The sequence below is a fragment of the Shewanella sp. BF02_Schw genome (assembly GCF_014596695.2).
GTDB lineage: Bacteria > Pseudomonadota > Gammaproteobacteria > Enterobacterales > Shewanellaceae > Shewanella.
Window position 1 is genome coordinate 1624099 of the sequence record NZ_JABKAW020000001.1, and the last position, 25343, is coordinate 1649441.

General features: G+C 40.7%; 18 protein-coding genes. 11 read left to right on the forward strand and 7 right to left on the reverse strand.

The genetic code is table 11. The features are described 5' to 3' along the window. Positions 1–28: 28 nt before the first annotated feature. Entirely contained in the window at positions 29–2311 is a 2283-nt protein-coding gene (gene phsA, locus HNW13_RS07180; RefSeq protein ID WP_192114899.1) for a thiosulfate reductase PhsA, read from the reverse strand. Positions 2312–2537: 226 nt separating this feature from the next. Beyond that, positions 2538–4412: a sensor histidine kinase gene (locus HNW13_RS07185; protein WP_279575196.1), complete on the reverse strand. Its 1875-nt coding sequence runs from the start codon at positions 4410–4412 to the stop codon at positions 2538–2540. A 184-nt stretch (positions 4413–4596) separates the two neighbouring features. Between HNW13_RS07185 and HNW13_RS07190 the strand changes: the two genes are divergently transcribed. The 5 genes from HNW13_RS07190 to torD all read left to right on the forward strand — a co-directional run bounded on the left by HNW13_RS07190 (position 4597) and on the right by torD (position 10227). Next, positions 4597–5184: a response regulator gene (locus HNW13_RS07190; RefSeq protein WP_192114897.1), complete on the forward strand. Its 588-nt coding sequence runs from the start codon at positions 4597–4599 to the stop codon at positions 5182–5184. 404 nt (positions 5185–5588) lie between these two features. Next, positions 5589–5759 carry a nitrate reductase gene (locus HNW13_RS07195; protein WP_101088486.1) on the forward strand — a complete coding sequence of 57 codons (171 nt, stop codon included), beginning with the start codon at positions 5589–5591 and terminating at the stop codon, positions 5757–5759. A gap of 42 nt (positions 5760–5801) precedes the next feature. Beyond that, complete coding sequence (gene torC / locus HNW13_RS07200; RefSeq protein WP_192114896.1) at positions 5802–6980, forward strand: pentaheme c-type cytochrome TorC; 1179 nt, start codon at positions 5802–5804, stop codon at positions 6978–6980. 12 nt (positions 6981–6992) lie between these two features. Beyond that, positions 6993–9485: a trimethylamine-N-oxide reductase TorA gene (gene torA, locus HNW13_RS07205; RefSeq protein ID WP_192114895.1), complete on the forward strand. Its 2493-nt coding sequence runs from the start codon at positions 6993–6995 to the stop codon at positions 9483–9485. A gap of 85 nt (positions 9486–9570) precedes the next feature. Then, positions 9571–10227: a molecular chaperone TorD gene (torD, locus tag HNW13_RS07210; protein ID WP_192114894.1), complete on the forward strand. Its 657-nt coding sequence runs from the start codon at positions 9571–9573 to the stop codon at positions 10225–10227. 140 nt (positions 10228–10367) lie between these two features. Here the strand turns inward: torD and torS are convergent, their stop codons facing one another. Then, entirely contained in the window at positions 10368–13412 is a 3045-nt protein-coding gene (torS, locus tag HNW13_RS07215; protein ID WP_347813075.1) for a TMAO reductase system sensor histidine kinase/response regulator TorS, read from the reverse strand. A 74-nt stretch (positions 13413–13486) separates the two neighbouring features. On the opposite strand from torS, the gene torT reads away from it, so the two are divergent. Next, a complete protein-coding gene (gene torT, locus HNW13_RS07220; protein WP_101088313.1) occupies positions 13487–14560 on the forward strand; it encodes a TMAO reductase system periplasmic protein TorT in 1074 nt (357 codons plus the stop codon). Here the strand turns inward: torT and torR are convergent. The 3 genes from torR to HNW13_RS07235 all read right to left on the reverse strand — a co-directional run bounded on the left by torR (position 14550) and on the right by HNW13_RS07235 (position 17946). Continuing rightward, a complete protein-coding gene (gene torR, locus HNW13_RS07225) occupies positions 14550–15275 on the reverse strand; it encodes a two-component system response regulator TorR (protein ID WP_192115164.1) in 726 nt (241 codons plus the stop codon). The genes torT and torR overlap by 11 nt on opposite strands. A gap of 181 nt (positions 15276–15456) precedes the next feature. Beyond that, positions 15457–16206 (reverse strand): TorF family putative porin, encoded by a 750-nt coding sequence (locus HNW13_RS07230; RefSeq protein WP_192114892.1) that lies wholly within the window; start codon positions 16204–16206, stop codon positions 15457–15459. Between the two features lie 315 nt (positions 16207–16521). Continuing rightward, a complete protein-coding gene (locus HNW13_RS07235) occupies positions 16522–17946 on the reverse strand; it encodes a LysM peptidoglycan-binding domain-containing protein (protein ID WP_192114891.1) in 1425 nt (474 codons plus the stop codon). 492 nt (positions 17947–18438) lie between these two features. On the opposite strand from HNW13_RS07235, the gene HNW13_RS07240 reads away from it, so the two are divergent. The 4 genes from HNW13_RS07240 (at position 18439) to HNW13_RS07255 (ending at position 23059) form a co-directional block, all read left to right on the forward strand. Further along, complete coding sequence (locus HNW13_RS07240; protein ID WP_192114890.1) at positions 18439–19245, forward strand: alpha/beta hydrolase; 807 nt, start codon at positions 18439–18441, stop codon at positions 19243–19245. Continuing rightward, complete coding sequence (locus HNW13_RS07245) at positions 19242–20165, forward strand: sensor domain-containing diguanylate cyclase (RefSeq protein WP_182744442.1); 924 nt, start codon at positions 19242–19244, stop codon at positions 20163–20165. Before HNW13_RS07240 ends, HNW13_RS07245 begins: the two co-directional genes overlap by 4 nt. Before the next feature lie 346 nt (positions 20166–20511). Continuing rightward, positions 20512–22080, forward strand: coding sequence for a YjjI family glycine radical enzyme (locus tag HNW13_RS07250; protein ID WP_192114889.1), 1569 nt, complete (start codon positions 20512–20514; stop codon positions 22078–22080). Further along, on the forward strand, positions 22073–23059 hold the full coding sequence (locus HNW13_RS07255) for a YjjW family glycine radical enzyme activase (RefSeq protein WP_192114888.1): 987 nt from the start codon (positions 22073–22075) through the stop codon (positions 23057–23059). The genes HNW13_RS07250 and HNW13_RS07255 overlap by 8 nt, the downstream gene beginning before the upstream one ends. A gap of 195 nt (positions 23060–23254) precedes the next feature. On the opposite strand, the gene HNW13_RS07260 is transcribed toward HNW13_RS07255, so the two are convergent. Further along, complete coding sequence (locus HNW13_RS07260) at positions 23255–24175, reverse strand: LysR family transcriptional regulator (RefSeq protein ID WP_192114887.1); 921 nt, start codon at positions 24173–24175, stop codon at positions 23255–23257. Between the two features lie 506 nt (positions 24176–24681). On the opposite strand from HNW13_RS07260, the gene HNW13_RS07265 reads away from it, so the two are divergent. Next, positions 24682–25323: a peroxiredoxin gene (locus HNW13_RS07265; protein ID WP_101088322.1), complete on the forward strand. Its 642-nt coding sequence runs from the start codon at positions 24682–24684 to the stop codon at positions 25321–25323. Positions 25324–25343: the final 20 nt, after the last annotated feature.

Below are 25343 nucleotides of genomic sequence, written 5' to 3' on the forward strand. Positions count from 1 at the left end.
AGGAGACTCCAAATCAATTAGTTACCGGCTAAATTTTTACCAACTTGACACCTGTGGTGTGTAAATTCATGCCACAGATGGGAGCGATGACATTAGGAAGTAGGTTGCCGCAATGGATACCTTTTCCTGTTGCTCGCACCAGTTCTTTGTTTTTGGAGCCAAAGCCCATGTATGCAAACACAGTATCTTGACGAATCCCCGGGGTGACCAAAGCGGTTCCTTCTTCGGTGCCAACACTGCTGGTTAATTGAATTGCATCGCCACTATGGATATTTAATCGTCCGGCGGTTAATGGATGGATCCAAACTGCGTTGTTAGACATAAGGTTGGAGAGCATAGGAATATTATGGGTGGCGCCGTTGGTGTGTACGGCAACTTTGCCTTGAATAAAATATAATTCATCGGCTTGCTTTAGTTGGACATGACGATGCTTAATCACGCCTCGTCCTGGAGCCATATCTTCGACTTGTGGTGAGGTTAATTCAATTTTCCCACTGGGTGTTTTGAAGTGCATAGCTGTAGCATACGTTCCATCGGCATCTACGTTTCTTGCGTTGGGATAAGTCTTAACGAACTCGTCAACCATTTCAGGTTCACGTAGCATCAAAGGCTTGCCGTAGCTTACGAAGCCTATTTTTTTAATGTGTTCTAACAAGGCGTGATCACGATTAACCTGCATTAATTGCAACGTTTCTATGTTGTCCCAAGGATAATACTTGTCCAGCCCTAACGCCTTACCAAGATCTTTGAATATTTGCCAACTAGGACGGGTGTTACCGATGGTTTCAACTACACGTTGACGCACATAATAAGCAGGATTTTTACCTGACTTATCAGCAATTTCCTCATCACGTTCAAGGTAGGTTGACTCTGGTAAAATAATGTCAGCATACGCTGCTGTTTCACTGATATACAGGTCACAGCACACCACTAAATCTAATGCTTTAAGCGTTTGCTCTACTTTCGCCCGGTCTGTTAAGGTTTGCATTGGGTTAGTACGGCTCATCACCCATGCTTTTAGCTGATAAGGCTTAGCCTCTAAAGTTGCATCTATTATGGTTTGATAAATACCACCTGAAGACCACATCAACTTGTATTGTTTATCTACTTGGTCAATACGAATAGCAGAGATTTTAGGCATGCCTTCAACACCAGGCGTCACTAATTCTGGGGCAACTTTCTCACCGGCAAATTTATTGTATCCAGGTGCTTTCTGGCCCATGTATATGCCACCTTTGCGTTCAATATTACCAATCAAAATATTGACAGCATATATTGCACGACGCATATCGAACTCTTCGGGAGTAAAGGTGGCACGATGACCGAAGTCAACAACAGCATGTGGCGCTTTGCTTGCAAATTCATGAGCAATTCGTCGAATGGCACTGGCAGAAACATCTGAAATAGTTTCTGCCCACTCTGGGGTATATTTTTTTACCTCTGCAGCAAATTCTTCAAAACCAACAACATATTTTTCGATAAAATCATGGTCGTATAAATGGTCATAAATTAAAACATGACATAACGCTAGCGCAACTGACACGTCAGTGCCTGGACGAATGGCATGCCATTCATCAGCTTTGTCGGCAACAACTGAAAAACGAGGTTCAAATACGACTAACTTGGCTCCTTTATCCATTTGTGCTTGCATCATGCCTCGAGTCTCAGACATGTTTATGCCTTCATAAATATTATGACCGAAGTTAATGATGTATTTTGAATTGCTCAAATCACGCTTCATTTTGGTACCAAACATAGCCTTTGCAGCTATTTCATAGGCACCAGGACAAGTCGAAGCATGTGTGAAAGTATTAGGTGAACCAAAAGTAGCTGCCAAATGAAATAAATGGCCATCTAACGAACCTGATTTAGACGAAAAAGCGACAGTTTCTGCACCGAACTGTTGCTTAATATCCGTTAGTTTTTCGGCAATATATTGATAAGCTTCATCCCAACTGATCTCAGCCCATTTGCCTTCTCCACGCTCACCAGTTCTTTTTAATGGATTAACGATACGCTGTGAGTCATATAAAAGACTATGACCCGCACCACCGCGAGCACAAACTTTACCGCCGAATGATTTGGCTTCTTTATTACCAGTAATAAATACGTTTTTACCGTCTACAATACGGGCTTTAATAGGGCAGCGTGTAGAACACATTTCGCAGATACTGGCCACTTCAGAAGAGACACCTTTTAAAGGCTGTTTCTCTAACGCGGCTAACGAGCCAGGTAGCATACTTGCCAGAGCACAGGTTGCACTTGTAGCACCAGCCCCCATTAAAAAATGTCGCCGATTTAACTGAATCATGATTGCCCCCTTCATCTTCAACTAAGCACGAAGTTATTACGGTTAACTTAGGTTTAATGGGGCTTATTAGATAAACACAACAATAAGCTCCATCGCTAAACACAGTGTTAACCCATAAGTATTTTAAGGGTATTGTGGTAAACCACATTGATATTAATCATATGATTAATATCACGGTTTCAGCTCTCAAATACACGTTATCAGTGAGTCGTTGGTTTGATATATATTACAATATGGTTATTAAGGGAATAACAATCGACACTCTACATCCCGCTACCCAAGGTGCTTCAGTATCATCTACGCATTTAGATAAGCTAATATTGCCGCCAAACTGTGTAATCACATCGTGACAAATGGCTAAACCAAGACCTAAGCCGTTTTCTTTTGTTGTAAAAAAAGTGGTTTTGAATTCATCGGCTGAACAGCTTAAACCAGTGCCATTATCATAAATGGCCAATTTCAATGTCTGATTGACGACCTGTAAGTTAATTAAAATTCGATTTATTTGAGGAGAACAATGATGCTTTTTAGGCATAGCATCTACAGCATTTTTTAAAACATTTATCAGCACTTGGCAAAAACCTACCTTATCACCGATTATTTTTATTTCAGTATCAGCAGGTGTATAACTAAGCGTAATATTGTGACTTTTTAATTCATGTTCAAGCAATTCTATACAGGTTGTTAATTGTTCTTGTACATCAAATTCTGTGTTTTCTGCATCTTTCCTTTGAAGCAAACTTCGTATCCTATGTACAATTTCTCCAGCTCTAATTGATTGTTGCTGTATTTTCTCTAACAGCTGATATTGAATCGAATTTATTCCAATACTTTTAGCCTGCTCAATCATGCCGCCTTCGCTATATTGCGTAATGGCAGCAATAGGCTGATTTAACTCGTGAGCTAAGCCAGCACCAATCTCACCTAGGATTGCTGCACTTTGTAAACGCTCTAACTGCAGGGCTTTTATCTTTAATTGCCGTTCTGAATGTAATAAGTTTTCACTTTCTTGTCTAAACCGATATTCAAGCCATAAATGGTAGATGGTTGCCACGATAAATAGCGCTACAAAACCAAATGCCCATTGCTGGTTTAATTTAATCCACAGCCAAACTTGTAAGTATATTGGCACTTTATTTGATTCTAAATCCAAATCTTTAAACAGTTTAATGACTTTAAATTGACTAATAGGTGCTGCCCAGCCGCGATTTTGCCCAATTATCGAAACCGGATGAGTAGCACTAATCGACAGTAATGCTCTGGTGATATCCGTTCTTACGACAAGTGGAACATCATCTGATGAGGCAAATGACCAATTAGGATATAACGGTGTACTAACAGCACAATCATAACCAGCAGGCGTAACATCATTAATCACTCTAAAGTCATCAGCCTTGATGTAACCTTCTTCAATCATTTGTTCTAAAGTACAAAATGGGGTGATAGCAATATCAGCATTACTATCTCGAACTTGATAAATTAATGGCTCCAACGGAAAACCGAGAAAGGTGACTTTAGAGAAAAAATTGTAAGTTGGGAAACCTTTGTCTTGAAGAAGACCTATAGCGGCTTGATAGCCTCCTAATGCATTAGGATCACTTGCTACGACAGAATGACTCATAAGATCATCTATTGTGTAAAATTGACTATCCTTGCGAACAACGATGGTTGCACCTATTGCGAAAGTATTCCCCTGATGCTTATCACTTTTCATAGTCGCGAGCCATGAAATAGGAAAATCATCGCTCATGTTGAAGTAATGTCCAGGATTGGTAACAACAAACTGAACTTGCCCATTAAGCAGTTGCTCATTCATCCTAACAAAATTTAAAGGCACAACCTCAAAGCTGGCATTGGCAACATTTTGGCTTAAATAGTCCATTAATGGCTGCCAGCGTTCAATACTTTTAGCCACACCATAATTTGCAAGCACTGCAACTCGGTAATGTACTTCAGCATGAGCTTGAGTCGTAATGGGTTTTTCAATGACCGCATCAGGTGTTATAGGCTGCGCACTTGCTTGAGTTAAATATCCAGCAAGAGTTAATGAAAGTGCTCCAATCAGCAAAGTTTCAATTCGCATCCGTAACCTTTTAGCCATCTGACAACATTTAGTTAATCGGTACTTAGTTAATAAACAAAGTAATCCGTTTTTATGCAACAAACTCAGTGTAGTGCAACTTAATTAACAAAACAGATGCACACAGCACAAAAGCAACCGAACAACTTGATCCACAACCAACAATGATTACACTGTATTAACATTTAATAAATCGATACTACATATGATTAAAGATATTTATATGGTGGATGATGACCTAGCAATTCTTGATTCTATGCAATTTATGCTATTGCAATATGAATACAACTTACAGGTTTTCAATAGTGCCATTTCGTTTATTAACACCATTGATACTACCCAGCCAGGTTGTCTTATCGTGGACAGCAAAATGCCAGAAATTACTGGCCAAGAACTACAACAAAAATTAATTGCCGCTAACAGTCCGTTAGGCATCCTCTTTTTAACGGGTCACGGTGATCTGCCGATGGCGGTAAATGCATTTAGACAAGGTGCTTGTGATTTTTTTCAAAAACCCGTTAACGGGAAAGAACTGGTTGTTGCTATAGAAAAAGCCTTTACGTGTAGCCATAAAATGTTTGAATCTATTCTTCTGAAACAACGATATAACACCTTAACAGAACGTGAAATCCAAGTATTACATCTATTAATAGAAGGCAAAACCAACAAACAAATGGCCGACGAATTATACCTTTCTCTGCGCACTATTGAGGTACATCGTTCTAAAATCATTAAGAAACTAGCCGTACATAATGCTGCTGAATTGGCAAAGTTCAGCCCTTTATTAGCCTAGTTTTTATTAACTTATGCTGTGTTAAATTGTTTTTGCACTGCCCGTAGCCCCGATAATTTCACGCTAATTGCAACGAAATTTTTTGTGTTATCTTTTGTATAAATACCTTCCTGGATATGAATCCCACTCTAGAATGGTACAAACGGCTATTAAGTCTGCTTTGGGCACTTCACTTTATATCGTTAGGTACTACATCTTTTCGTGACCCTCGATTGAAAACTCTCTGAACTTGATTTTATAAAGCAGTTTATTGTTAAATCCTCTCCGCAAATTACCTCTCACTCAGTCTGTTCATAATCTTTCATATATTGTCTACGTTCATTCATCCACGGTCTGAGTGCCATTAACAATTATTATCTAATATAGCTGTCATCAGCAAAGATAATTTTTTAAGTGAGCAAGCTATGACAACAAAAAACGTAGTAGACCCCAAAAGTAATGTTAAGTCTAAGGAGCTGAAAGCTCTTGGATTTATCATTTTTTTATTTTTTCCCATTATCACCGTAACCAGCATTAGTGCGTACGGTTTTGTCATTTGGATGATCCAAGCATTTGGTGGCGTTGTTGCGCACTAATCCTCAAACAAATTATGAGTCAATCTTATAAAGGATGCTGTTATGAAATGGTTTATTAATACCTGGCGGACGCTAAATCAGCCTGCCAAATATCTTACTTTAGGCACAATTAGCCTATCAGCTTTTTTAATGGGGATTATATTCTGGGGTGGTTTCAATACCGCACTGGAAATGACCAACACTGAAGAGTTCTGTATTAGCTGTCACAGTATGGAAAGCAAGCCCTACCAAGAGCTACAGCAAACTGTGCATTGGTCTAATCACTCTGGCGTTCGGGCCACTTGCCCTGATTGTCACGTGCCGCATAACTGGAGTCGTAAAATTGGTCGCAAGATTGAAGCATCACATGATATGTGGGGCTGGTTGATGCAAACCGTTAATACTGAGGAAAAATTTGAATCAAAACGTCTAGAGATGGCTAGCCGTGAGTGGAAACGCTTCGACCGTGATAACTCTTTAGCGTGTAAAAACTGCCATAACTATGACTCGATGAAATGGGATGACATGTCAAAGTTGGCGCAAAAACAAATGAAGCGTGCAGCAGAGATAGACCAGAGCTGTGTTGATTGCCATAAAGGTATTGCTCACAAACTTCCTGACATGGGCACTTCCCGTGCACCAGAACTCATTGCACAAGTCGGATCTGGCGAAACCGGTCTTGTGGTTGGTGCTCAATATTTTACCGCCTTGACTAAACCCCTTTATTTTAATCAAAAAACAGATGTTGAAGCTGGTACGTTAAACATTGCCACTAAAGTGACGGTACTTGAAACCAATGGCAGTCGTGTACAAGTTGGTATTAAAGGTTGGCGTAAAAAAATTGGTGCTGGTCGTGTTATCTATTTCGATTTTGGTCTTAACATTCTGTCGGCTCAGTTATCAAAAGATGCTGCGCTAGAAGAAGGTGTAATGAATGTCTTTCAACAAAAAGAAGACCCAATGACCGGATTAACATGGCAACGTGTTGAAGCCAAAATTTGGACCGATGCAGACTACCTAGTAAGTGATTTACAGCCACTTTGGGATTATGCCCGCACCACTTATACCAGCAGTTGTAGCGTGTGTCATACCCAACCAGCAGAAGCACACTTTGACGCTAACAGTTGGCCTGGAATGTTTAAAGGCATGATTGCATTCGTCAACATGGACCAAGACACTCAAGCGCTTGTACAAAAGTACTTACAAGAGCATTCATCTACTTTCAATAAGTCGGCGCATTAATAGGACATCATCATGAACAGAAGACATTTTCTTAAAGGCTTAGTGGCGACTTCTTATGTTGGACTAAGCAGTACATCAGTGTTGGCGCCATTCAATGCCCTTGCAGCTGCAAGCACTAAAGCAGGTGACGACTGGTTAACTACCGGTTCGCACTTTGGTGCATTCAAAATGAAACGTAAGAATGGCGTGATTGACCAGGTGATTCCATTTGAGTTGGACAAATACCCTACCGATATGATCAATGGCGTTAAAGGCTTAGTCTACAACCCATCACGGGTTCGCTACCCTATGGTACGCTTAGACTTTTTATTGAAAGGTCATAAAAGCGACACCAGTCAACGCGGTGATTTTCGCTTTGTCCGTGTCACTTGGGACAAAGCATTGACCCTGTTTAAAGATTCACTTGATGAGGTGCAAACTCAATATGGCCCATCAGGACTGCACGCGGGTCAAACTGGCTGGCGCGCCACTGGACAACTGCATTCAAGTACCAGTCACATGCAACGCGCTGTTGGTATGCACGGTAATTTTGTCAAAAAAATTGGTGACTACTCAACGGGTGCTGGCCAGACTATTTTGCCTTATATTTTAGGTTCTACTGAAGTTTATGCCCAAGGTACTTCATGGCCGTTAATCCTTGAGCAATCTAAAACCATCATTTTGTGGTCAAATGATCCCTATAAAAACCTGCAAGTGGGTTGGAATGCCGAAACCCATGAATCGTTCGCTTATCTAGCGGAGCTTAAAGAAAAAGTAAAACAAGGTAAGATCCGAGTGATCAGTATCGACCCAGTGGTCACTAAAACCCAAAAATACTTAGGCTGTGAGCAACTTTACGTCAACCCACAAACTGACGTTGCGTTAATGCTAGGTATTGCCCATGAAATGATCACCAGTAAGTTACACGATGAAAAATTTATTGAGGGCTACAGCTTAGGGTTTGACAGATTCGTACCTTATATTTTAGGCGAGTCAGATAACGTAGCTAAAACACCAGAGTGGGCCAGTAAAATTACTGGTGTTAGCCCTGAAATTATACGTGATTTAGCTAAAGTGATGACCAAAGGTCGTACTCAAATCATGATGGGTTGGTGTATTCAACGTCAACAACACGGTGAACAACCTTATTGGATGGCAGCTGTACTTGCCACTATGATTGGCCAAATTGGTTTACCTGGTGGTGGTATCAGCTATGGCCATCATTACTCAAGTATTGGCGTTCCTTCATCGGGCGCAGCTGCACCGGGCGCGTTTCCTCGTAATCTTGATGAAGGCCAAAAGCCATTATTCGACAGTAATGATTTTAAAGGCGCGAGTAGCACCATTCCGATTGCACGTTGGATTGATGCCATTTTAGAACCGGGTAAAACCATCGATGCCAACGGGGCTAAGGTCACTTATCCTGATATTAAGATGATGGTATTTTCAGGTAATAATCCATGGAGTCATCACCAAGATAGAAATAAGATGAAGCAAGCATTTCAAAAGCTTGAATGTGTGGTCACTGTCGACATTAACTGGACAGCAACGTGCCGTTTCTCAGACATCGTTTTACCTGCTTGTACTACATTTGAACGTAATGACATTGACGTTTATGGCAGCTACGCTAACCGTGGTGTTTTAGCGATGCAAAAAATGGTTGAACCATTATTTGATAGCTTGTCTGATTTTGATATCTTTACCCGCTTTGCCAAAATAATGGGTAAAGAGACAGAATATACCCGTGGCATGTCTGAATTTGACTGGATTAAGAAACTTTATAACGACTGTAAAGCCGATAATGCCGGTAAGTTCGATATGCCAAATTTCGACACGTTCTGGAAACAAGGTTATGTACATTTTGGTGAAGGCCTACCTTGGACTCGCCATGCCGACTTTAGGGATGATCCTGAAATGAATCCATTGGGTACACCATCGGGCTTGATTGAAATTTTCAGCCGTAAAATCGCCCAATTCAATTACGATGACTGTCCTGGCCATCCTACTTGGATAGAAAAGTCAGAGCGCAGCCATGGTGGTCCTGGTTCAGATAAATACCCAATGTGGATGCAATCTTGCCACCCAGATAAACGCTTACATTCACAAATGTGTGAGTCGCAGCAATATCGGGAAACCTATACGGTACAAGGTCGTGAACCCGTGTACTTGAATCCTACCGATGCAAAACAGCGCGGCATTAAAGATGGCGATGTTGTTCGTGTGTTTAACGACCGAGGTCAACTGTTAGCGGGTGCAGTGGTATCCGACAGCTTCCCTAGTGGGGTTATCCGAATTCATGAAGGGGCTTGGTATGGCCCAGTCGGTAAAGATGGGTCTAAACAAGGCGGTAGTGAAATTGGGGCGTTGTGCAGCTATGGTGACCCAAATACGTTAACGCAAGATATTGGTACATCAAAGCTTGCCCAGGCTTGCTCCGCATACACTTGCTTGGTCGATTTCGAAAAGTATCAAGGTAAGTTACCTGACGTCAGTTCTTTTAGTGGCCCAATAGAAACGCAGCTATAACGTGTAAGCATTATCACTGTGCGCCAAGCGATTTAATTCTTGGCGCTTAAGTTAACGGCCATAATAGGCTCAGGAGATAACATAGATGAATGACAAGATATTGTATAACACGCCAATGAACCAGGGTCGTTCGATGGTGTATAAGCTGCTCTCATCACTGTTTGCAAAAGAGCTAGATCAACAGCTATTACAAGAGCTCACTGCAAGTCAGGCTCAGGCATTCTTTGCTCAATTGGCCAGTGACCCGTTATTGAGTCAAGACATTGAAACCATAAACTCAGTGCTTAATTCAACCCTTAACAGCGTCAATACTGATCATGCTTTATTAGAGCTTGCTGCCGATTATTGTGGCCTATTTTTAGTAGGTACAAAGCATAGCGCCAGCCCTTATGCCAGTTTATATCTTAACGATAATGCAGTTGCCAAGGACGACATACTCTTATTTGGTGAACAGCATCAGCAAATGCAAACATATCTAAAACAAAGCCAATTAACGGTTCAAAGTGAATTTCCTGAACCGTCTGACCATATTGCCGTTATTTTGGCTTATGTCGCTCACCAAGCGTGTGCTTGTGACGATAACACTCAGCTCAGCTTTATTAGGCAATATCTCCACGCTTGGTTACCCCGTTTTGTAGATAGGCTTACCTCTGTGGATACCGGTAAGTTTTATTCAGCCATTGCTCACCTCACTCTGGCTTGGGTTGAAAGCGATTGTGTAGGACTAAAAGGTGCTCAGTAACAGGATATCTATATCATTAACCCCCCATATAAAAACACCGAGCAAGATCGGTGTTTTTATATGTAATGTTTGAGCTTAGGATAAATAGAGTGAGGATTATACACACTCAACTATATTTTATATCCCTAATTTACAAAAGCTTAGACAGGAAGCTTCAACTCAAGTGCCTTAATAGATGCTTGCCACACTTGCTTAAGCAACAAATATGAATCATCACTAATGCCATCTTTTTCTAATTGTTTGCACAACTGACTCAACTGAATAAAGCCAATGCTGGCACCACTGCCTTTAAGTGCGTGTAACACTTTTGGCCTATCTGCAGGTAAAGCTGCCAGTGCATTGATGTGTTGTGTACTACTGACTTTAAATAGCGCTAACATCTCTTTAACAGCTTCTGTACCAAGATATTGTAAGTCTTCATTAATTTGCTTTTCATCGAGTAAAGCCAGATTGTCTTCATTACAAACAGATACTTTTTGATCTATGGTCGTTTGTGTAAAGCCTTTGTGTTTATCCATCTTGGTTAACTTATTCGTGTTGTCGCTGTTGATTGCTGACTTGTCACTCGCATCACCAATCCAATTGGCTAAAAACTTCATATTAAGCGGTTTGGCTAATACGTCATCGAAGCCTGCTGTTTGATACTCGTTTATGTCATCATGTTGAATTTGTGCCGTAAATGCGGCTATGCTGATGTCTTTTTGGGCTGCGTTAGCAATACGCTTCAACTCAAGTAATAACTCAATACCAGAGCCATCGCCTAATTGAATATCAAGCATAATGCCGTCAAACTTCAACGCACTATCGACGTTAAACAACGCTCTTGCTTGCGCACAACTATCAGCCAGTACGGAATGATGTCCAAGATATGCTAAAAACCCTTGGGCCACCATGGAATTCACTTTGTTGTCTTCGATAACGAGTACACATTTAGAATCAACTTTAGGTAACTCTGCACTGATAACCTCATACGTTTGTTCACAAATGTGTAATGGTAAACTAAAACCAAAGCTGGAACCCTCACCCACTTTACTACTCACCCGAATAGAATCATTGGCAGTGTTAGCCTCATTCATTAACGAGACTAATTCTTTACAAATAGCGAGCCCAAGTCCTGTGCCTCTGGTTCTGCCTTGATTAGGCTGTACACCATAGGCGATAAACAATTGATCCATGGCCTTTTCACTGATACCAACGCCAGTATCTGCCACTTCAAAGGTTAATTGTTTCTCGACCACATTTACCCGTAATGTAACCTCTCCTGCTGGAGTGAATTTAATGGCATTGCCGAGCAAATTAAACAACACTTGGCGCAATTTGGGGCCATCTACCGTTATCCATTTAGGTAAATTACCGCGAACTAAATATAACGAGATACCTGACAATCCCGCACCAGCTAACATGATTGCCATCACTTCATCGAGCAGCTCATTAAGCGCAACAGCCCGTGGTTCGTTAGTTAATTTACCTTGCTCCAAACGGGAAAAGTCCAAAATATCATTAAGTACATTTTGCAGTAAGGTGCCGCTGTATTGCGATAATGCCAACATTTGTTTTTGTGCTGGAGGTAATGGCGAGTGACTCAGTAAAGTCAGGGTGCCTAAAAGACCATTTAGCGGAGTACGGATTTCATGGCTCATGGTCGCTAAAAATAGCGATTTTGCCTTGTTAGCTTGTTCTGCCATCACTCTAGCCGTCGAATGCCCTTTTGCTTCAGCGTCTAGTTGACGGTTGGTTTCAGCCAGTTCGAGTGTACGTGCCTGCACGGTACTTTCAAGTGAGGCTTTATGGGCAAATAATTCTGATGCCGTTTGTTGTAATTCAGATTGCAGTGCTTGATTGTGCGCGGTTTTTTGTTTAAAAGCTTCAATGGCAGAAGCCATCGCGGTGAGTTCATCGTCTCCGTGAGGATCCAGTACCACTTCGGTATTGCCCTGACTTAATTGAGATAATGCAGCAGTTGCTTCACTTAGGCGTAAAGCGATGCCTTTATAAATAACCCGATAAACCACCAACAGCATAATGATTAACATCAAAATACCTGTCGCCCACAGCCCTGACTTAGCCCACAGTAATTGCTGTAAAAAATTACTTCGGGCATGTTCTGCCTGTAGCTGTTGTGCTTTCATTGCACTATCGACTGACTTATTCAGTTGGCCTAATTTATCCGTCAGCGTTAACAGTTGCGCATTTTGTTTTGTTAGCAATTGCGCATATTGCTGCTGCAAACTTAAGCCAACATTCACCTCCCTTAACATTATCAATTGGTGCTCAAGCTCTGTTGCCCTAACCGGATCTCGAATTAAGCCTTTAAGTAATTCTAGAGGCATTAAATCAATTTGCCCACTCGTTCCTGAACCTGTGTAAGGGCTCGGTATTTCGTTGCCGCTTTGTGAGTTATCGCGAGTAGAATTAATGGTATAAGTCGTTGGAGACAGTACTCGAGCCATACTGTTGAGTACGTTATTTAATCCGAGTTGTTGGTCTGGAGACTGTAATAACTGCCCTACTAACTCAATGTGATGGATCAATCCCAAAGCTCGATTTAAACGTTCACGGACATCCAAGTCTTGCTCTATGATGGAGTCCAAAAGTTTGGCACTTTGTTCAGCGCCAACCACTTGAGGGTAAGCTAAACTCAACTTGGCCAGAATGGTTGAATCGACCACTGCTTGTTCTGCTTCAAGTAAAACACCACTGTTACTGGCCGCTTCCGCCAGTGCGGCTCCTTTATTAATCAATTGCGCCGCCAACACTAAACGTTTACCCACTTGGCGGCCGAATACCGATAAGTCATGGATAATTTCGCCAGCTAATAAAGCTAAATGCTGATCTTTATTAACACCATGATTTTGTAGATTTAACGAATTGAGTCGTTCAATAGCAGAAAGCAAATTAGTGCTTTCCAGTGATAACTTACGCCCAAGGAAAGCGCGTTGAGCCTCTTCTTCCACTCGTTCAAGCGCTTGGGCATTGTCGAGCAAGCCATTAGAAGACTGCATCAATTGCCTTGCAGCCTCAGATGCAGGTAACGCCTCTTCATATAGATACTGGTCAGCCAGCTTTACCCAATAAAGCGAAATGCTGCCAAGGCTAACTAACATTAACAATAACAATCCGAGCAGACAGAATGCCAACATAAGGCGACCCACTAAGCTCTTGCCTGATAGTGATAAAGTGCTCACAGTCATTCCTTAAAATGTTATAATTACGAAAATTTTTTAGTGTTCTGTTTAGAAACCTTAATCGAGACAATATAATGCGCCGACTTATTTATTTGCTCATAGCTTGCTTAGGGACAATACCATTACTTGCTGAAGCAACATCCGATTCTAGCTGGACATTACAGCAGCGCACGCCCTTTAATGCCAAAATTCAAACAGTAAAATCAATACAATATAATCAACTGACCTCGGCCAAAAAGGCTTGGCGAATCTGTGCCTTAGTACCTCACCTTAAAGACGCTTATTGGATCGGCATTGATTATGGTTTGGTGTCAAAAGCCAGCCAATTAGGCATTAATTTAGAATTATTTGAAGCTGGTAGCTATTACAGAAAAGAGCAACAACTAAAACAACTTGAATACTGCCTTAATCAACCGTTCGATGCCATCTTACTCGGTGCTGTGGCCCCCAATTTACTTGATCAATATCCGGGGCTAATTAATAAACCCATCATAGCGTTAGTGAATAGACTCGATAACCCCATTATAACAACTCGTGTAGGCGTCAATTGGTATCAAATGGGCTGGAAAGCTGGCCACTTTATCGCCAAAGCTGTAAAAAATTTACCGCCATCGTCTCCAGTAACACTCGCTCTACTCACCGGCCCAGAAAGTGTTGGCGGCAGCGATTGGGTTGAGCTCGGTATTCAAGATGCTATTGCCGATAGTCCTATTGTGGTTTCGTCAATTCGTCATACCGATAATAATCGTGACCTTTATCGTGACCAACTTCATAATCTACTTAATGATCATGTTCCTAGTTATATTCTAGGCAGTGCCGTTGCTATTGAAGCAGCAATAGGAACATTGCAACATAAACGATTAGCTGGCCAAGTAAAACTTGTGAGCAGCTATTTATCGCCAGCGACCTTGCGCGGACTTTATCGCAATAAAGTGGCTTTCAGTAGTGATGATCAAGTGGTGTTACAAGGTAAATTGGCAATAGATATTGCGGTAAAACTACTGGAGGGGGCACACTCATTTGGGGATATTGGCCCACAAATACAGGCGTTAGAACAAGGAGCTGTGCAACTCAATTTGTTTAACAACAGCTTAGCCCCTGCAGACTTTTACCCCATTTATCGCGTGACGACAAAAACTAATCTTTAACCTTTGTCGCAAACAAATAGCCTTCTCCATGAACCGTTACAAACAGGTCTGCCTGTAGTTTGTTTCGTAAACGGCGAATAATGACATCAATGGTTCTATCATTTACATCTTCATTACGATGGCTTGTTTGCTGCATTAGCCGCTCACGTGATAGTACTTGCTGTGGATGCAATGCAAAGGCGGTAAGTAATTCGAACTCTGCTTTAGTCAGCTTTATCACCTCGTCACCACGACTCAGTTTTCGGCTGTTTAACTCAAGAGTATATTTATCGAACGCAATGATATCGTCACACTGTTCAAATTGTTCTACAACTTCTTGTTGTGCTTTTTTAACTAATGAAATTCGCCACAACAAATTTTTAACTCTTACCAATAGTTCTCTTAATTCAAATGGCTTAGTCACATAATCATCAGCACCCATCTCAAGGCCAACGATTTTATCAATGGTTTCATCACGACCAGTGACTAATATAATGCCAACGTCCGAACGACTTCTTAGTTCACGCGCCAAGCTCAAACCATCGGTACCGGGTAAGTTAATATCTAACATCACCAAATCGATATGTTGATTTGTAAACTGTTGCCACATCTGTTCGCCGTCTCCAGCTTCAAGTACACGATAACCATCACGCTCAAAATAACCTTTTAATCGAGCGCGGATCACGGCTTCATCGTCAACGACGAGTACCGTATTTGTTAAACCAGTATGTGCCATCATCCTATCCAGATAGTGTTGCTAATAATGGCCGTTATTATTCATAACTTTTCATATTTGCCTATAAAGATTTGTCAGGAATGAGTGACAGCTAGCAAAATAGTTTATAAAAAACGACCTGAGTCACACAATGGGAATGCGTAGAATCAGGTCCAATAATAAAAAAGATTATATTATCAATTTAGAAACTTTTGCTGATGCCAACAACCACTCGGTCATCAAAGATTTTTGTTTGAGTGCCATAGACCTTATGATCGCTATCCATGGTACTGCCATGATAACGAACATCAAAATTGATTCCGGCATAGGCTTTACTCACACCCAAATTCCAGTGCCCCCAACCTTCTGCACCATGACCATCTAAGTCTTGGTAGCCGATACTTGCTGAAACGTATAAACCATTGTCAAACTGATAACTCGGATGAACGGCATAGTTAACACCTTGCCAGCCCTCTACACCAAACCAATCATCGATTGTTGGAGTCACTTCTAACTGCACATTTGCATGACCAAATTGCTTACCGACTTTAATCCACAGTTCGGTATAATTTGAATATGAGGCACCTGGATACAGGTAAGAAAAAATCATGACGTCGTAACTGATACCACTATTGCCAAACTCGCCTGCTTTACCAATATAAGGTGCAGTAACAATTTCTAAATTGGGGTCTGCAAATTTGATATTGGATGCAAATACACCAGCATACCAACCCAGATCATTGCCCCAACCTAGGGTACCTTGTACCACTGGTACTTCTGCATCCATTGTTTCTGATTCGCCACGGAAAACATAATCTGAAGCAAAGGTTAATTTACCACTTATGGCTCCACCGAAGACATCATCGTCTGCAGCGTTGGCAAAAGAGGTCGCCGATAAAAGTAGACTGCCTAACAAAATTGACTGAGCTAATTGAGTTTTTCTAATGTTCATATTCATCACCCTAAAATATATGTTCTTATTGATAGAGTGACTATATTCAAAACTTGTGAATAGCTATTGAGTTGGATATGAACTGATCGGAAACAAATATGAAAAAATATGAACACTAAGATTTAACATGACCTCAAGCATTGTGTATCGCTCTATTAAACATGAATGATCGATTTTTATAATCAAAAGTGTCCATATGCACAGCTGGATTTCGATGTGCTTCACTAGGTTAAACCGGTAAATACTCAGATTTATGTAACGCTCAACTTTTACAACATTTGAGCTATTGTGCTTATGAGTTTTTAAACAACAGGCTTACAACTGGCTCTGCTGTTGTTTGAAGGGTTGATGATAAAACTGCAGGGTTTTACCTACTGTTAATTTATCTTTGTCTGTCATTTTGTTCCAAGCGATAATTTGGTCCACACTGACCTTATACACTTTGGCAATACTCCATAGTGTGTCGCCATATTTTACCGTGTGATCGCTTTGAACTGTTGACTGATTAGATATTGTGATAATCCTTGGCTGTTTGCTTGGTGCAGCTTGCTTTGGTGTAGAGACTTGGGCGTTTTGTGTTGTAGCCAGTTCGACTAAGGGTGTTATGCCCGATGCAGCTTGTGGCATATACAAAAATTGACCCGCAACGATCTTATCGCCATTAATGTCATTCATCGCTTTTATTTCTGACACCGTTGTAAGGTGACGTTTTGCAATGACACTAATATTATCGCCAGCTCTAATCTGATATTTAAACCATTTTACTCTAGCGCTAATATCAGTATCCGCAAGAGCTTGTTTAAACTCACTGACTTTACTCACTGGCACTATCAACTGATGCGGTCCATCGGGTGATGTTGCCCAGCGATTAAACCCTGGATTCAATTTTTGTAACCGAGCAATGGATATATTGGCTAGATCGGCAGCAACTGCGATGTCAATTTGGCTTCCGACATCAATTACTTCAACTAGTGGTTTATTAGGAATGGATTTAAGACTGATGCCGTAGCTTTCAGAATGTTTAATCACATCTGCTATTGCCAGCAATTGTGGTACGTATTGCCGAGTTTCCTTAGGTAATGGTAAAGACCAAAAGTCGGTGCTCAGCCCTCTTGCTTCATTATATCTAATAGCCTCACGTAAGCGACCTTCACCAGCATTGTATGCGGCTAGTGCATATAACCAGTTGTCGGTTTTTTTATACAAGTATTCGAGCATATCTAATGCAGCGGTGGTTGCAGCAGGCACATCTTTTCTGCCGTCATACCACCAATTCATCTCTAGTCCAAAATGGCTGGCCATGGGTGAGGTAAATTGCCACAGGCCTGATGCGTCGGCACTGGAATAAGCAAAAGGATTAAACGAACTTTCTACTATAGGGAGTAAGGCCAGTTCGATAGGTAAATCTCGATGTTCAAACTCTTGGACGATTAAATATAAAAACGGCTTGGCGCGCTGTGAAATCTGCTCGAGATGCTGTGGATTATTAATATACCAATCACGATATTGGTTAACTAATTGTTGATCTGGAATGGGCATATCCATTGAATATCGAATGCGTTCCCATACATCACCGCTGTCTTGATAATTGCGCCGAGCTAACAACTTAGGAACTTTTAATGATGTTGGTTTATTCACACCACCAAGACTTTTTTCTGCTTTGGCATCTTCTACAACAACAGTTTGGCAACCACTCAACAGGATAAAACCTGCCGCAATAAGGAAGATTGATGCTCTCAATTAAAGGTGTTCCTCAGATAGTACGCCGTTATTTTCTTGTTATAGCGTGAGTTTTTAAAGCAAAAGTCGTACATTGTAATTTAGTTTTATTGTTCTATCCATCTGTTTAAAAACGTCTGTTTAATCAACTCACGGTGCTAACTGCTTTTATTAAACCGTTATCAGACGACACTAGCTAACGTTACGCCCTTTTAGGGATATATAGTTATAGCAGTGTTCATTGTGTATACTTCAATCGTGACGTTAACATTATTGTAACTAATGGGATTCAATCAGGTTTGCCTACATAAGATATTATGTTCTCTTGGTTGTGATTCATAACGAGCTGGTTAATAATTTATGTTTACCTAAAAAACTATGATCAGGCGATTAAAAAGTTCATTTTGATTTTCATAGTGTTGGTATTTTACTTTTACCCGTTAAACTTCTATTGTTTAGCCAATAAATCCAGCAGGTAGTCATCATTGGTCATCTGGTAAAAATGGAAAAATCATGTCTCATTCAAATGCTGTTCTTGTTAGAAATAATGTTAAATTAATCGGTAATGGTAGCAAAACCTTAGTTCTCGCACATGGGTTTGGTTGCGATCAAAATATGTGGCGTTTTGTAACCCCTGAACTGATGAAGCATTTTACTATTGTGCTATTTGATTATGTTGGTTCAGGTGCTTCTGATATCTCTCAATACAGTAGAAAACGTTATGGTCAACTTGAAGGATATGCAGAAGACATAATCGAAGTATGTGACGCTTTGCACTTAACTGACGCTATTTTCATAGGGCATTCAGTGAGCGGTATTATTGGTGCGATTGCTGCAATTCAAAAACCTGAGCTATTTTCTAAGCTGGTAATGGTATGTCCTTCACCCTGTTTTTTAAATTTTCCTCCTGAATATTTTGGCGGTTTCGATAAAGAAGACTTACTCGAATTGTTAAATCTAATGGACAAAAATTATATTGGCTGGGCTAATTATTTAGCTCCGTTAGTAATGGGAACAACCAATTCTGATGAACTTATTGGTGAATTATCAGGCAGCTTTTGTTCTACCGACCCGGTTATTGCGAAGAACTTTGCTGAAGCGACTTTTTTATCTGATTATCGTTATCTACTAAAAGAGATTACACAACCGTGTTTAATTTTACAAAGTGAAAATGATGCCCTGGCAGCAACATCTGTTGGTGAGTTTATTGTGAGCGAAATACCCCATAGCGAACTTAACATTATCGCTGCTCATGGTCATTGCTTGCATATGACTCATCCTGAAGCAATTTTAAAATCGATAATGAAATTCGCAAAATGATCACGACAAAAAATAGTAAAATCGAAAGTAATAAAACATTTGAGCACTCCCCAGATAGTTTCCAGTGTGGTGCGTTAGTCACCAACGCAGCCAACATTATTATTTATGTAAACTCATACTTTACCGACGAACTATTGTGGAATCCAGAGCAACTGATAGGCAAAAATGCGGATATTATCTTTACCCAATCTTCCCGCATATTTTTTCAAAGTTATTTAATTCCAACACTTTTACACGAACAAATTTGTGAAGAAATGCAGTTGATTATTTTTAATGCTGACGGGCTACGAATTCCGATAACAGTGAATGCTCGTTTAAGCGATGACGGCTGTATTTATTGGAGTTTTTTCAATGCATCCAAGAGAGACCAACTTTATGATGAGTTAATAAAAACAAGAAAAAAACTTGAGGAGCAAGCTGAAAAATTAAAATTGCTTGCTTCAACTGACGAGTTAACGCAGCTATTAAATAGAAGAGAAATGAAATATCGTTGTACGTTAGCGCTTGAACAGGCTGCTAGATCTCATCAATCTGTTAGTTTATTAGTGTTAGATGTCGATCATTTTAAAATCATTAATGACACCTTTGGTCATTTAGAGGGTGATCGAGTACTGAAAGAACTCGGGCATATTTTGAAAGACTTTTGTCGACAAACAGATCTTGTCTCTCGCTTTGGCGGCGAAGAATTTTTGATCTTGCTACCAGACTCCAACAAAAGTGATACTTTATTATTTTGTAACCGGCTCCAAGATAGCATCACGCAAATTAAAGTGGGTGACGGCGTGCTAACCGTCAGTATTGGGGTCAGTATTTGTGATGATAAAACACTGTTTACAGATTTATTTACTCAAGCGGATAAGGCTATGTATAAAGCCAAAGCACTTGGAAGAAATAGAACTGAAGTTTATTGTTTGGATTAAGAGCCTGTTAGTTTCGCTACAAAGCCAGTAACACCATACTTAAAAAGCGTTCGTTACACTACCCCAACAATTTCAAGTTTAACCGCTCAGCGCCCAGCAACGTAATAACATTAGTAATGTAATAATCTAATAACGTTCCTCTTTATCGATTACGATTTTTCTGCCTCTCGTTGTTTATAGGGTTCATTACACACTAGTCAATATGTTCTGTCATTTGGGATGTGATCTTCATCATCGGATTTCGATTTTATCAATGCCAACGTCGGCTATTTTCACTGTTTAAACATCCTACCTTTGAGTAGATTAGTTGTTATCAAGCATTCATCTATAAAAAGTGAGTTTCATCATGACATTACAAGATAACATTGAGAAAATTGTCACCCACCCTCACCTTTCTCCTAAGCAAAAATCCAACTATTTAGCATTAGAAGCTGAAAACAGTCTGCCTTATGTGGCGGTGTCTGAGCAGGTAAATAATGCCATGAAACAAGGTATTATTTGCGATATGTTTGAAGGTCATGCGCCATTTAAGCCGCGTTATGTGTTGCCAGATTATGCCAAATACCTGCAGCAAGGATCTCAGTATTTGGAGCTGTCGCCCGCCGAAGACTTTGATGACGCCTTAAATGCATTAACCATTCTTTATTTTCATGTGCCATCGGTGACCAATATCCCGGTTTACTTAGGCCAATTAGATGCGTTATTAATGCCTTTTACCAAAGGGCTCGATACTGATGCTATCTATCGCAAACTCAAGCGGTTTTGGATATTACTCGATCGCACGTTACCCGATGCATTTATGCATGTGAATATTGGCCCAACTGATAACATTATTTGCCGAACCATTTTGCGTATAGATGCAGAATTACAACAAATTGCCCCCAATTTAACCTTTATGTATGACCCTGCCGTAACGCCAGATGATTTATTATTTCAGGCCACCAGCAATATTTGTCAATGCGGTAAACCTCACATTGCCAACTATCCGCTACATGCCGACGCCTTCGATACTCGTGGTTTTGGGATTGTCAGTTGTTATAACGCATTACCGTTAGCTGGCGGCGCCAATACCTTGGTGCGGGTTAACCTCAAAGAAGTCGCTCTAAACGCTAACAGTATTGATGATTTTTTTGCCCAAACTCTGCCATATTACAGCCAACTCGCATTCGAGCTTATTGAAGTGCGTTCGGCATTTTTACACCAACAATCTCATTTCTTTGACAGTTTTTTAGTTAAGGAACAGTTGATCGATGAATCTCGTTTTGCACCTATGTTCGGTATTTATGGTATGGCTGAAGCGGTCAATATTTTACAAGCCTTATTACCTAGTGCTGCTGAGGTTTCAACTGCTAACGTCGCAAGTAAACCCAATACAGGCTACGGCCATAACCTTGATGCCAATGAACTTGGACTCAGAATATCTGCAGCTTTAGACAACATAGTAAAGTCGACACCGGTCACTTACGGTTATAACGGTCGCGCGTTATTGCATTCTCAAAGTGGCATTAGTTTGGATAAAAATGTCACTCCTGGCGTGCGTATTCCCTATGGCTCAGAACCAGACCCTATTAGTCATATTCAAGCACTAGCTGAACATCATCAATATTATACTGCTGGGATAAGCGATATTTTAACCATAGATGAAACCGTTAAAGCGAATCCTCAAGCGATGTTCCAACTCTGTAAAGGTGCCCTTAGCTCAGGTTTTAGAGAGTTTAGTGCCAATGTTGCTAGTAACGATTTAGTCCGTGTTACTGGTTATATGGTTAAACGTTCGGACATTGAAACTTTTAAGCAATGCGGTTCACGCACCAACACCACAGGGTTAGCTGCTGAAGCCGCAATCAATACGGGGATATTTCAACGCCAAGCTCGGGTAATTGCTCACGAACAAGCTCCTTTTATTCATGAGTAAACATGCCGTTGTCAGTCAAATATTGCCATTTTCCTGTGTCGACGGGCCTGGCAGTCGTTTGGTGATTTTTTTGCAAGGCTGCAACTATCAATGCAAAAATTGCCATAATCCTCACACCATCAGTTTGTGTGATGCTTGTGGTGACTGCATTGATAGTTGCCCTGAACAGGCGCTGAGTCTTATTCATTCACAAGCTATGCCGTTGCCCCAACTGCGGTCACAAGAAATGTCGTTACATGGAGATCCAATACCAGTTAATCATTCGCCAATTAGTTCTCCATGTATTTCTCCAAGTAGTTCACCAAGTAAGCCCCATATTGTCTGGGACAGCACCAAATGCAGCCAATGCGATACTTGTATTACTGTATGTCCTAGACAATCAACGCCTAAAACGTCTCATTACTCCGTTGAGACAATGCTAGAGGTTATCTATGGGCGACGTCATTTTATCAATGGAATTACACTCAGTGGTGGTGAAGCGAGCTTACAATTACCTTTTATTATTGAGCTTTTTAGTGCGATAAAGTCCTCAGAACATTTATCTCATCTCAGTTGTATGCTCGACACCAATGGCAGTTTGAGCTCAACGGGTTGGCATAAGCTACTGCCATTTTTAGATGGCGCAATGGTTGATTTAAAAGCATGGCAACAAGATACCCATCATTACATCACTGGGCGTGATAACCATTCGGTGTTTACCTCAATTGAGTTGCTGGCTCAGCACAATAAACTGTATGAAGTAAGACTGTTACACATTCCCGGCATTACGGATTATGAGCATGATATTGACGCCCTAGGCGGGTATTTATCTAACCTCCCCACAGAGACTCGGGTGAAGTTAAATGCGTTTCATCATCATGGTGTTATAGGCGTAGGCTCTACATGGCCACAATGTACTCAAGCGGATATAGCACGTTTAGCAAATCAACTTACTCAGCGAGGAGTCACCAATATCGTCTTGCCGTCGCTGTATATCTAATCGCTATATTTAGTACCTATATTTAACACCTACATTTAGCGTCCATAGGTAACTTCTATTGGTAACTTCTTTAGGTAACGTCTATATGCAACTGAGGTTGAACATATGGCTAGGATGGCTTTGCTGCAACTTAATACCAAATCAATTCATTGATAAAGTACCATTTAATCAATACATAAAATCGTATTGGTGCGGTTAACGACTGCACAGCAATATTTGTTCATACAGCCAACGATGAGCAGGATCGTTCATACTTTGCCGATGCCACACAAGGCTATAAGCAACTTTGCCATAATCGATCGGTAACGGTTTAATCAATAATCCTTGGGCTTGCTTGGCTATTGAGGCCCAGTGGCGCGAACAGGTAAATAGCAGTTCACTGTGATGGCACATTAACGCTGCGCTGCCAAAGTCAGGTACCGAAATCGGTATCGCCCGTTTTTTAGATTGTTGTGCCAGTAAAATATCAAAAAAAGGTGTGCTCAAATCAGTATCTGTTATGCCGATGTGGCTGAAATTTAAGTAGTCATCAAGGCTAATAGTCTGCTGTGACGCCAGTGGATGGCTAGCACTCATTAGGCAGACCATTTCATCGTTGATTAAGGTTTCCCAGACTAAGTCTTCATCGACATTGGTTGGTTGGCTTAAGTCATGTGGCAAAAGAATAAAATCCAACGAGCCTTTTACTAAGCCCTCAAAGCCGATGTTGTCTTTATTGTAAATATCGATATGGATATTGGGCGCTAAGTTGAGAATATGAGCCGTTAATGTGGCGGCTAATAACTCAAATGTGCTTTCGCGCATCGCCAGTGAAAAGCTACCTTGATAATGTTGTGGCTTGAACACATCCTGGTTCATGATCTGATTCATATCATTAATCATCTGCTTCACACTTGGGCCTAGTCGTCGTGCTAATGCAGTGGCGATGAGTGAATTGCCATGACGATAGAATAATTCATCATGCAAACTTTCTCTTAGCTGACTTAAGGTTTTACTCACCGACGATGGGCTTAAACATAACCGTTCAGCACAGGCTGTGACACTGAGGGTATCAAGCATCACATGCAAAGTGATCAAGTGTTTCATACTGATACGTGAAAGCTTGGCCAATTCCATTTACGAATTACTCTTTATAAGTCATATATTTGATTACGAAAATATAAACCTAAATGATATTACGGTATAGGCTTCACAAGCATAATCAAGACCCGCTTCACATTGCTATCGTTAAATAAATTTTTGTTCCGCAATCGGCTCTATTTCTAATCCATATAATGCGGCTTTATGCACAGATTTGTTAATTACTCACTTCAGAAACCTTACTGCTAACACCTGTATCGCTTGATCGGTTTTGCTATTGCGACAATTAACGTGGTCATTTTTGTCTTTTGTGCCATTTATGACACGAGTTAAATACAACTTATTGTGTGGATAATGTAAAAATTATCTAACAACTAATCACATCTAAATTTTTAATTAATAAAATCAGATACTTATTTTATTTACGTTATTTATTATCATCTAACAGATATTGGCCTAGCAATTGCTATTACTAAGTATGTTTGCAATCTATTTTACAGATTAGAGTTGCATTAACTTAACCATTTTTTTGGAGTAATAACATGACTGATTCTATTGTTTCTTTTCCGCAATTAAACCGACCCGCTCCGGCCTTTAATACCAAGACAACACATGGCATGCGCTCACTTACTGACTATAAAGGTAAGTGGCTAGTGTTGTTCTCCCATCCTGCGGATTTTACCCCTGTGTGTACGACTGAGTTTATTGGGTTTGCTCAACGTGCAGAAGAATTTGCCAAGCTTAATACTGAGTTACTCGGTTTATCCATCGACAGTGTTCATTCCCATATCGCTTGGGTACGTAACATTGAAGAAAACTTTGGCGTTGAAATAACCTTCCCGATTATTTCCGACTTATCAATGGAAGTGGCTAAAGCCTACGGCATGATCCAACCCGGTGCGAGTGACACAGCTGCCGTTCGCGCAACCTTTATTATCGATCCCGAAGGTGTATTGCGTGCCATGGTGTATTACCCAATGAGTAATGGTCGTTCTATAGATGAATTTGTTCGATTAGTAAAAGCACTGCAAACCAGTGATGCCAATGGCGTTGCTACCCCAGAAAACTGGCAACCTGGCGATGACGTTATTGTGCCACCACCAGCAACAACTGCTGACGCTAAAGCACGATTATCCCAGGGTTATGATTATGTAGATTGGTATTTTAGTAAGAAGTCGCTTTAACCCGTGGCAAGCACTGGGAC

Bases quoted from the DNA above. Each gene is read 5' to 3' on its own strand.
- phsA (WP_192114899.1), bottom strand. From the start codon at position 2,311: ATGATTCAGTTAAATCGGCGACATTTTTTAATGGGGGCTGGTGCTACA.
- HNW13_RS07185 (WP_279575196.1), bottom strand. From the start codon at position 4,412: ATGGCTAAAAGGTTACGGATGCGAATTGAAACTTTGCTGATTGGAGCA.
- HNW13_RS07190 (WP_192114897.1), top strand. From the start codon at position 4,597: ATGATTAAAGATATTTATATGGTGGATGATGACCTAGCAATTCTTGAT.
- HNW13_RS07195 (WP_101088486.1), top strand. From the start codon at position 5,589: ATGACAACAAAAAACGTAGTAGACCCCAAAAGTAATGTTAAGTCTAAG.
- torC (WP_192114896.1), top strand. From the start codon at position 5,802: ATGAAATGGTTTATTAATACCTGGCGGACGCTAAATCAGCCTGCCAAA.
- torA (WP_192114895.1), top strand. From the start codon at position 6,993: ATGAACAGAAGACATTTTCTTAAAGGCTTAGTGGCGACTTCTTATGTT.
- torD (WP_192114894.1), top strand. From the start codon at position 9,571: ATGAATGACAAGATATTGTATAACACGCCAATGAACCAGGGTCGTTCG.
- torT (WP_101088313.1), top strand. From the start codon at position 13,487: ATGCGCCGACTTATTTATTTGCTCATAGCTTGCTTAGGGACAATACCA.
- torR (WP_192115164.1), bottom strand. From the start codon at position 15,275: ATGGCACATACTGGTTTAACAAATACGGTACTCGTCGTTGACGATGAA.
- HNW13_RS07230 (WP_192114892.1), bottom strand. From the start codon at position 16,206: ATGAACATTAGAAAAACTCAATTAGCTCAGTCAATTTTGTTAGGCAGT.
- HNW13_RS07240 (WP_192114890.1), top strand. From the start codon at position 18,439: ATGTCTCATTCAAATGCTGTTCTTGTTAGAAATAATGTTAAATTAATC.
- HNW13_RS07245 (WP_182744442.1), top strand. From the start codon at position 19,242: ATGATCACGACAAAAAATAGTAAAATCGAAAGTAATAAAACATTTGAG.
- HNW13_RS07250 (WP_192114889.1), top strand. From the start codon at position 20,512: ATGACATTACAAGATAACATTGAGAAAATTGTCACCCACCCTCACCTT.
- HNW13_RS07255 (WP_192114888.1), top strand. From the start codon at position 22,073: ATGAGTAAACATGCCGTTGTCAGTCAAATATTGCCATTTTCCTGTGTC.
- HNW13_RS07260 (WP_192114887.1), bottom strand. From the start codon at position 24,175: ATGGAATTGGCCAAGCTTTCACGTATCAGTATGAAACACTTGATCACT.
- HNW13_RS07265 (WP_101088322.1), top strand. From the start codon at position 24,682: ATGACTGATTCTATTGTTTCTTTTCCGCAATTAAACCGACCCGCTCCG.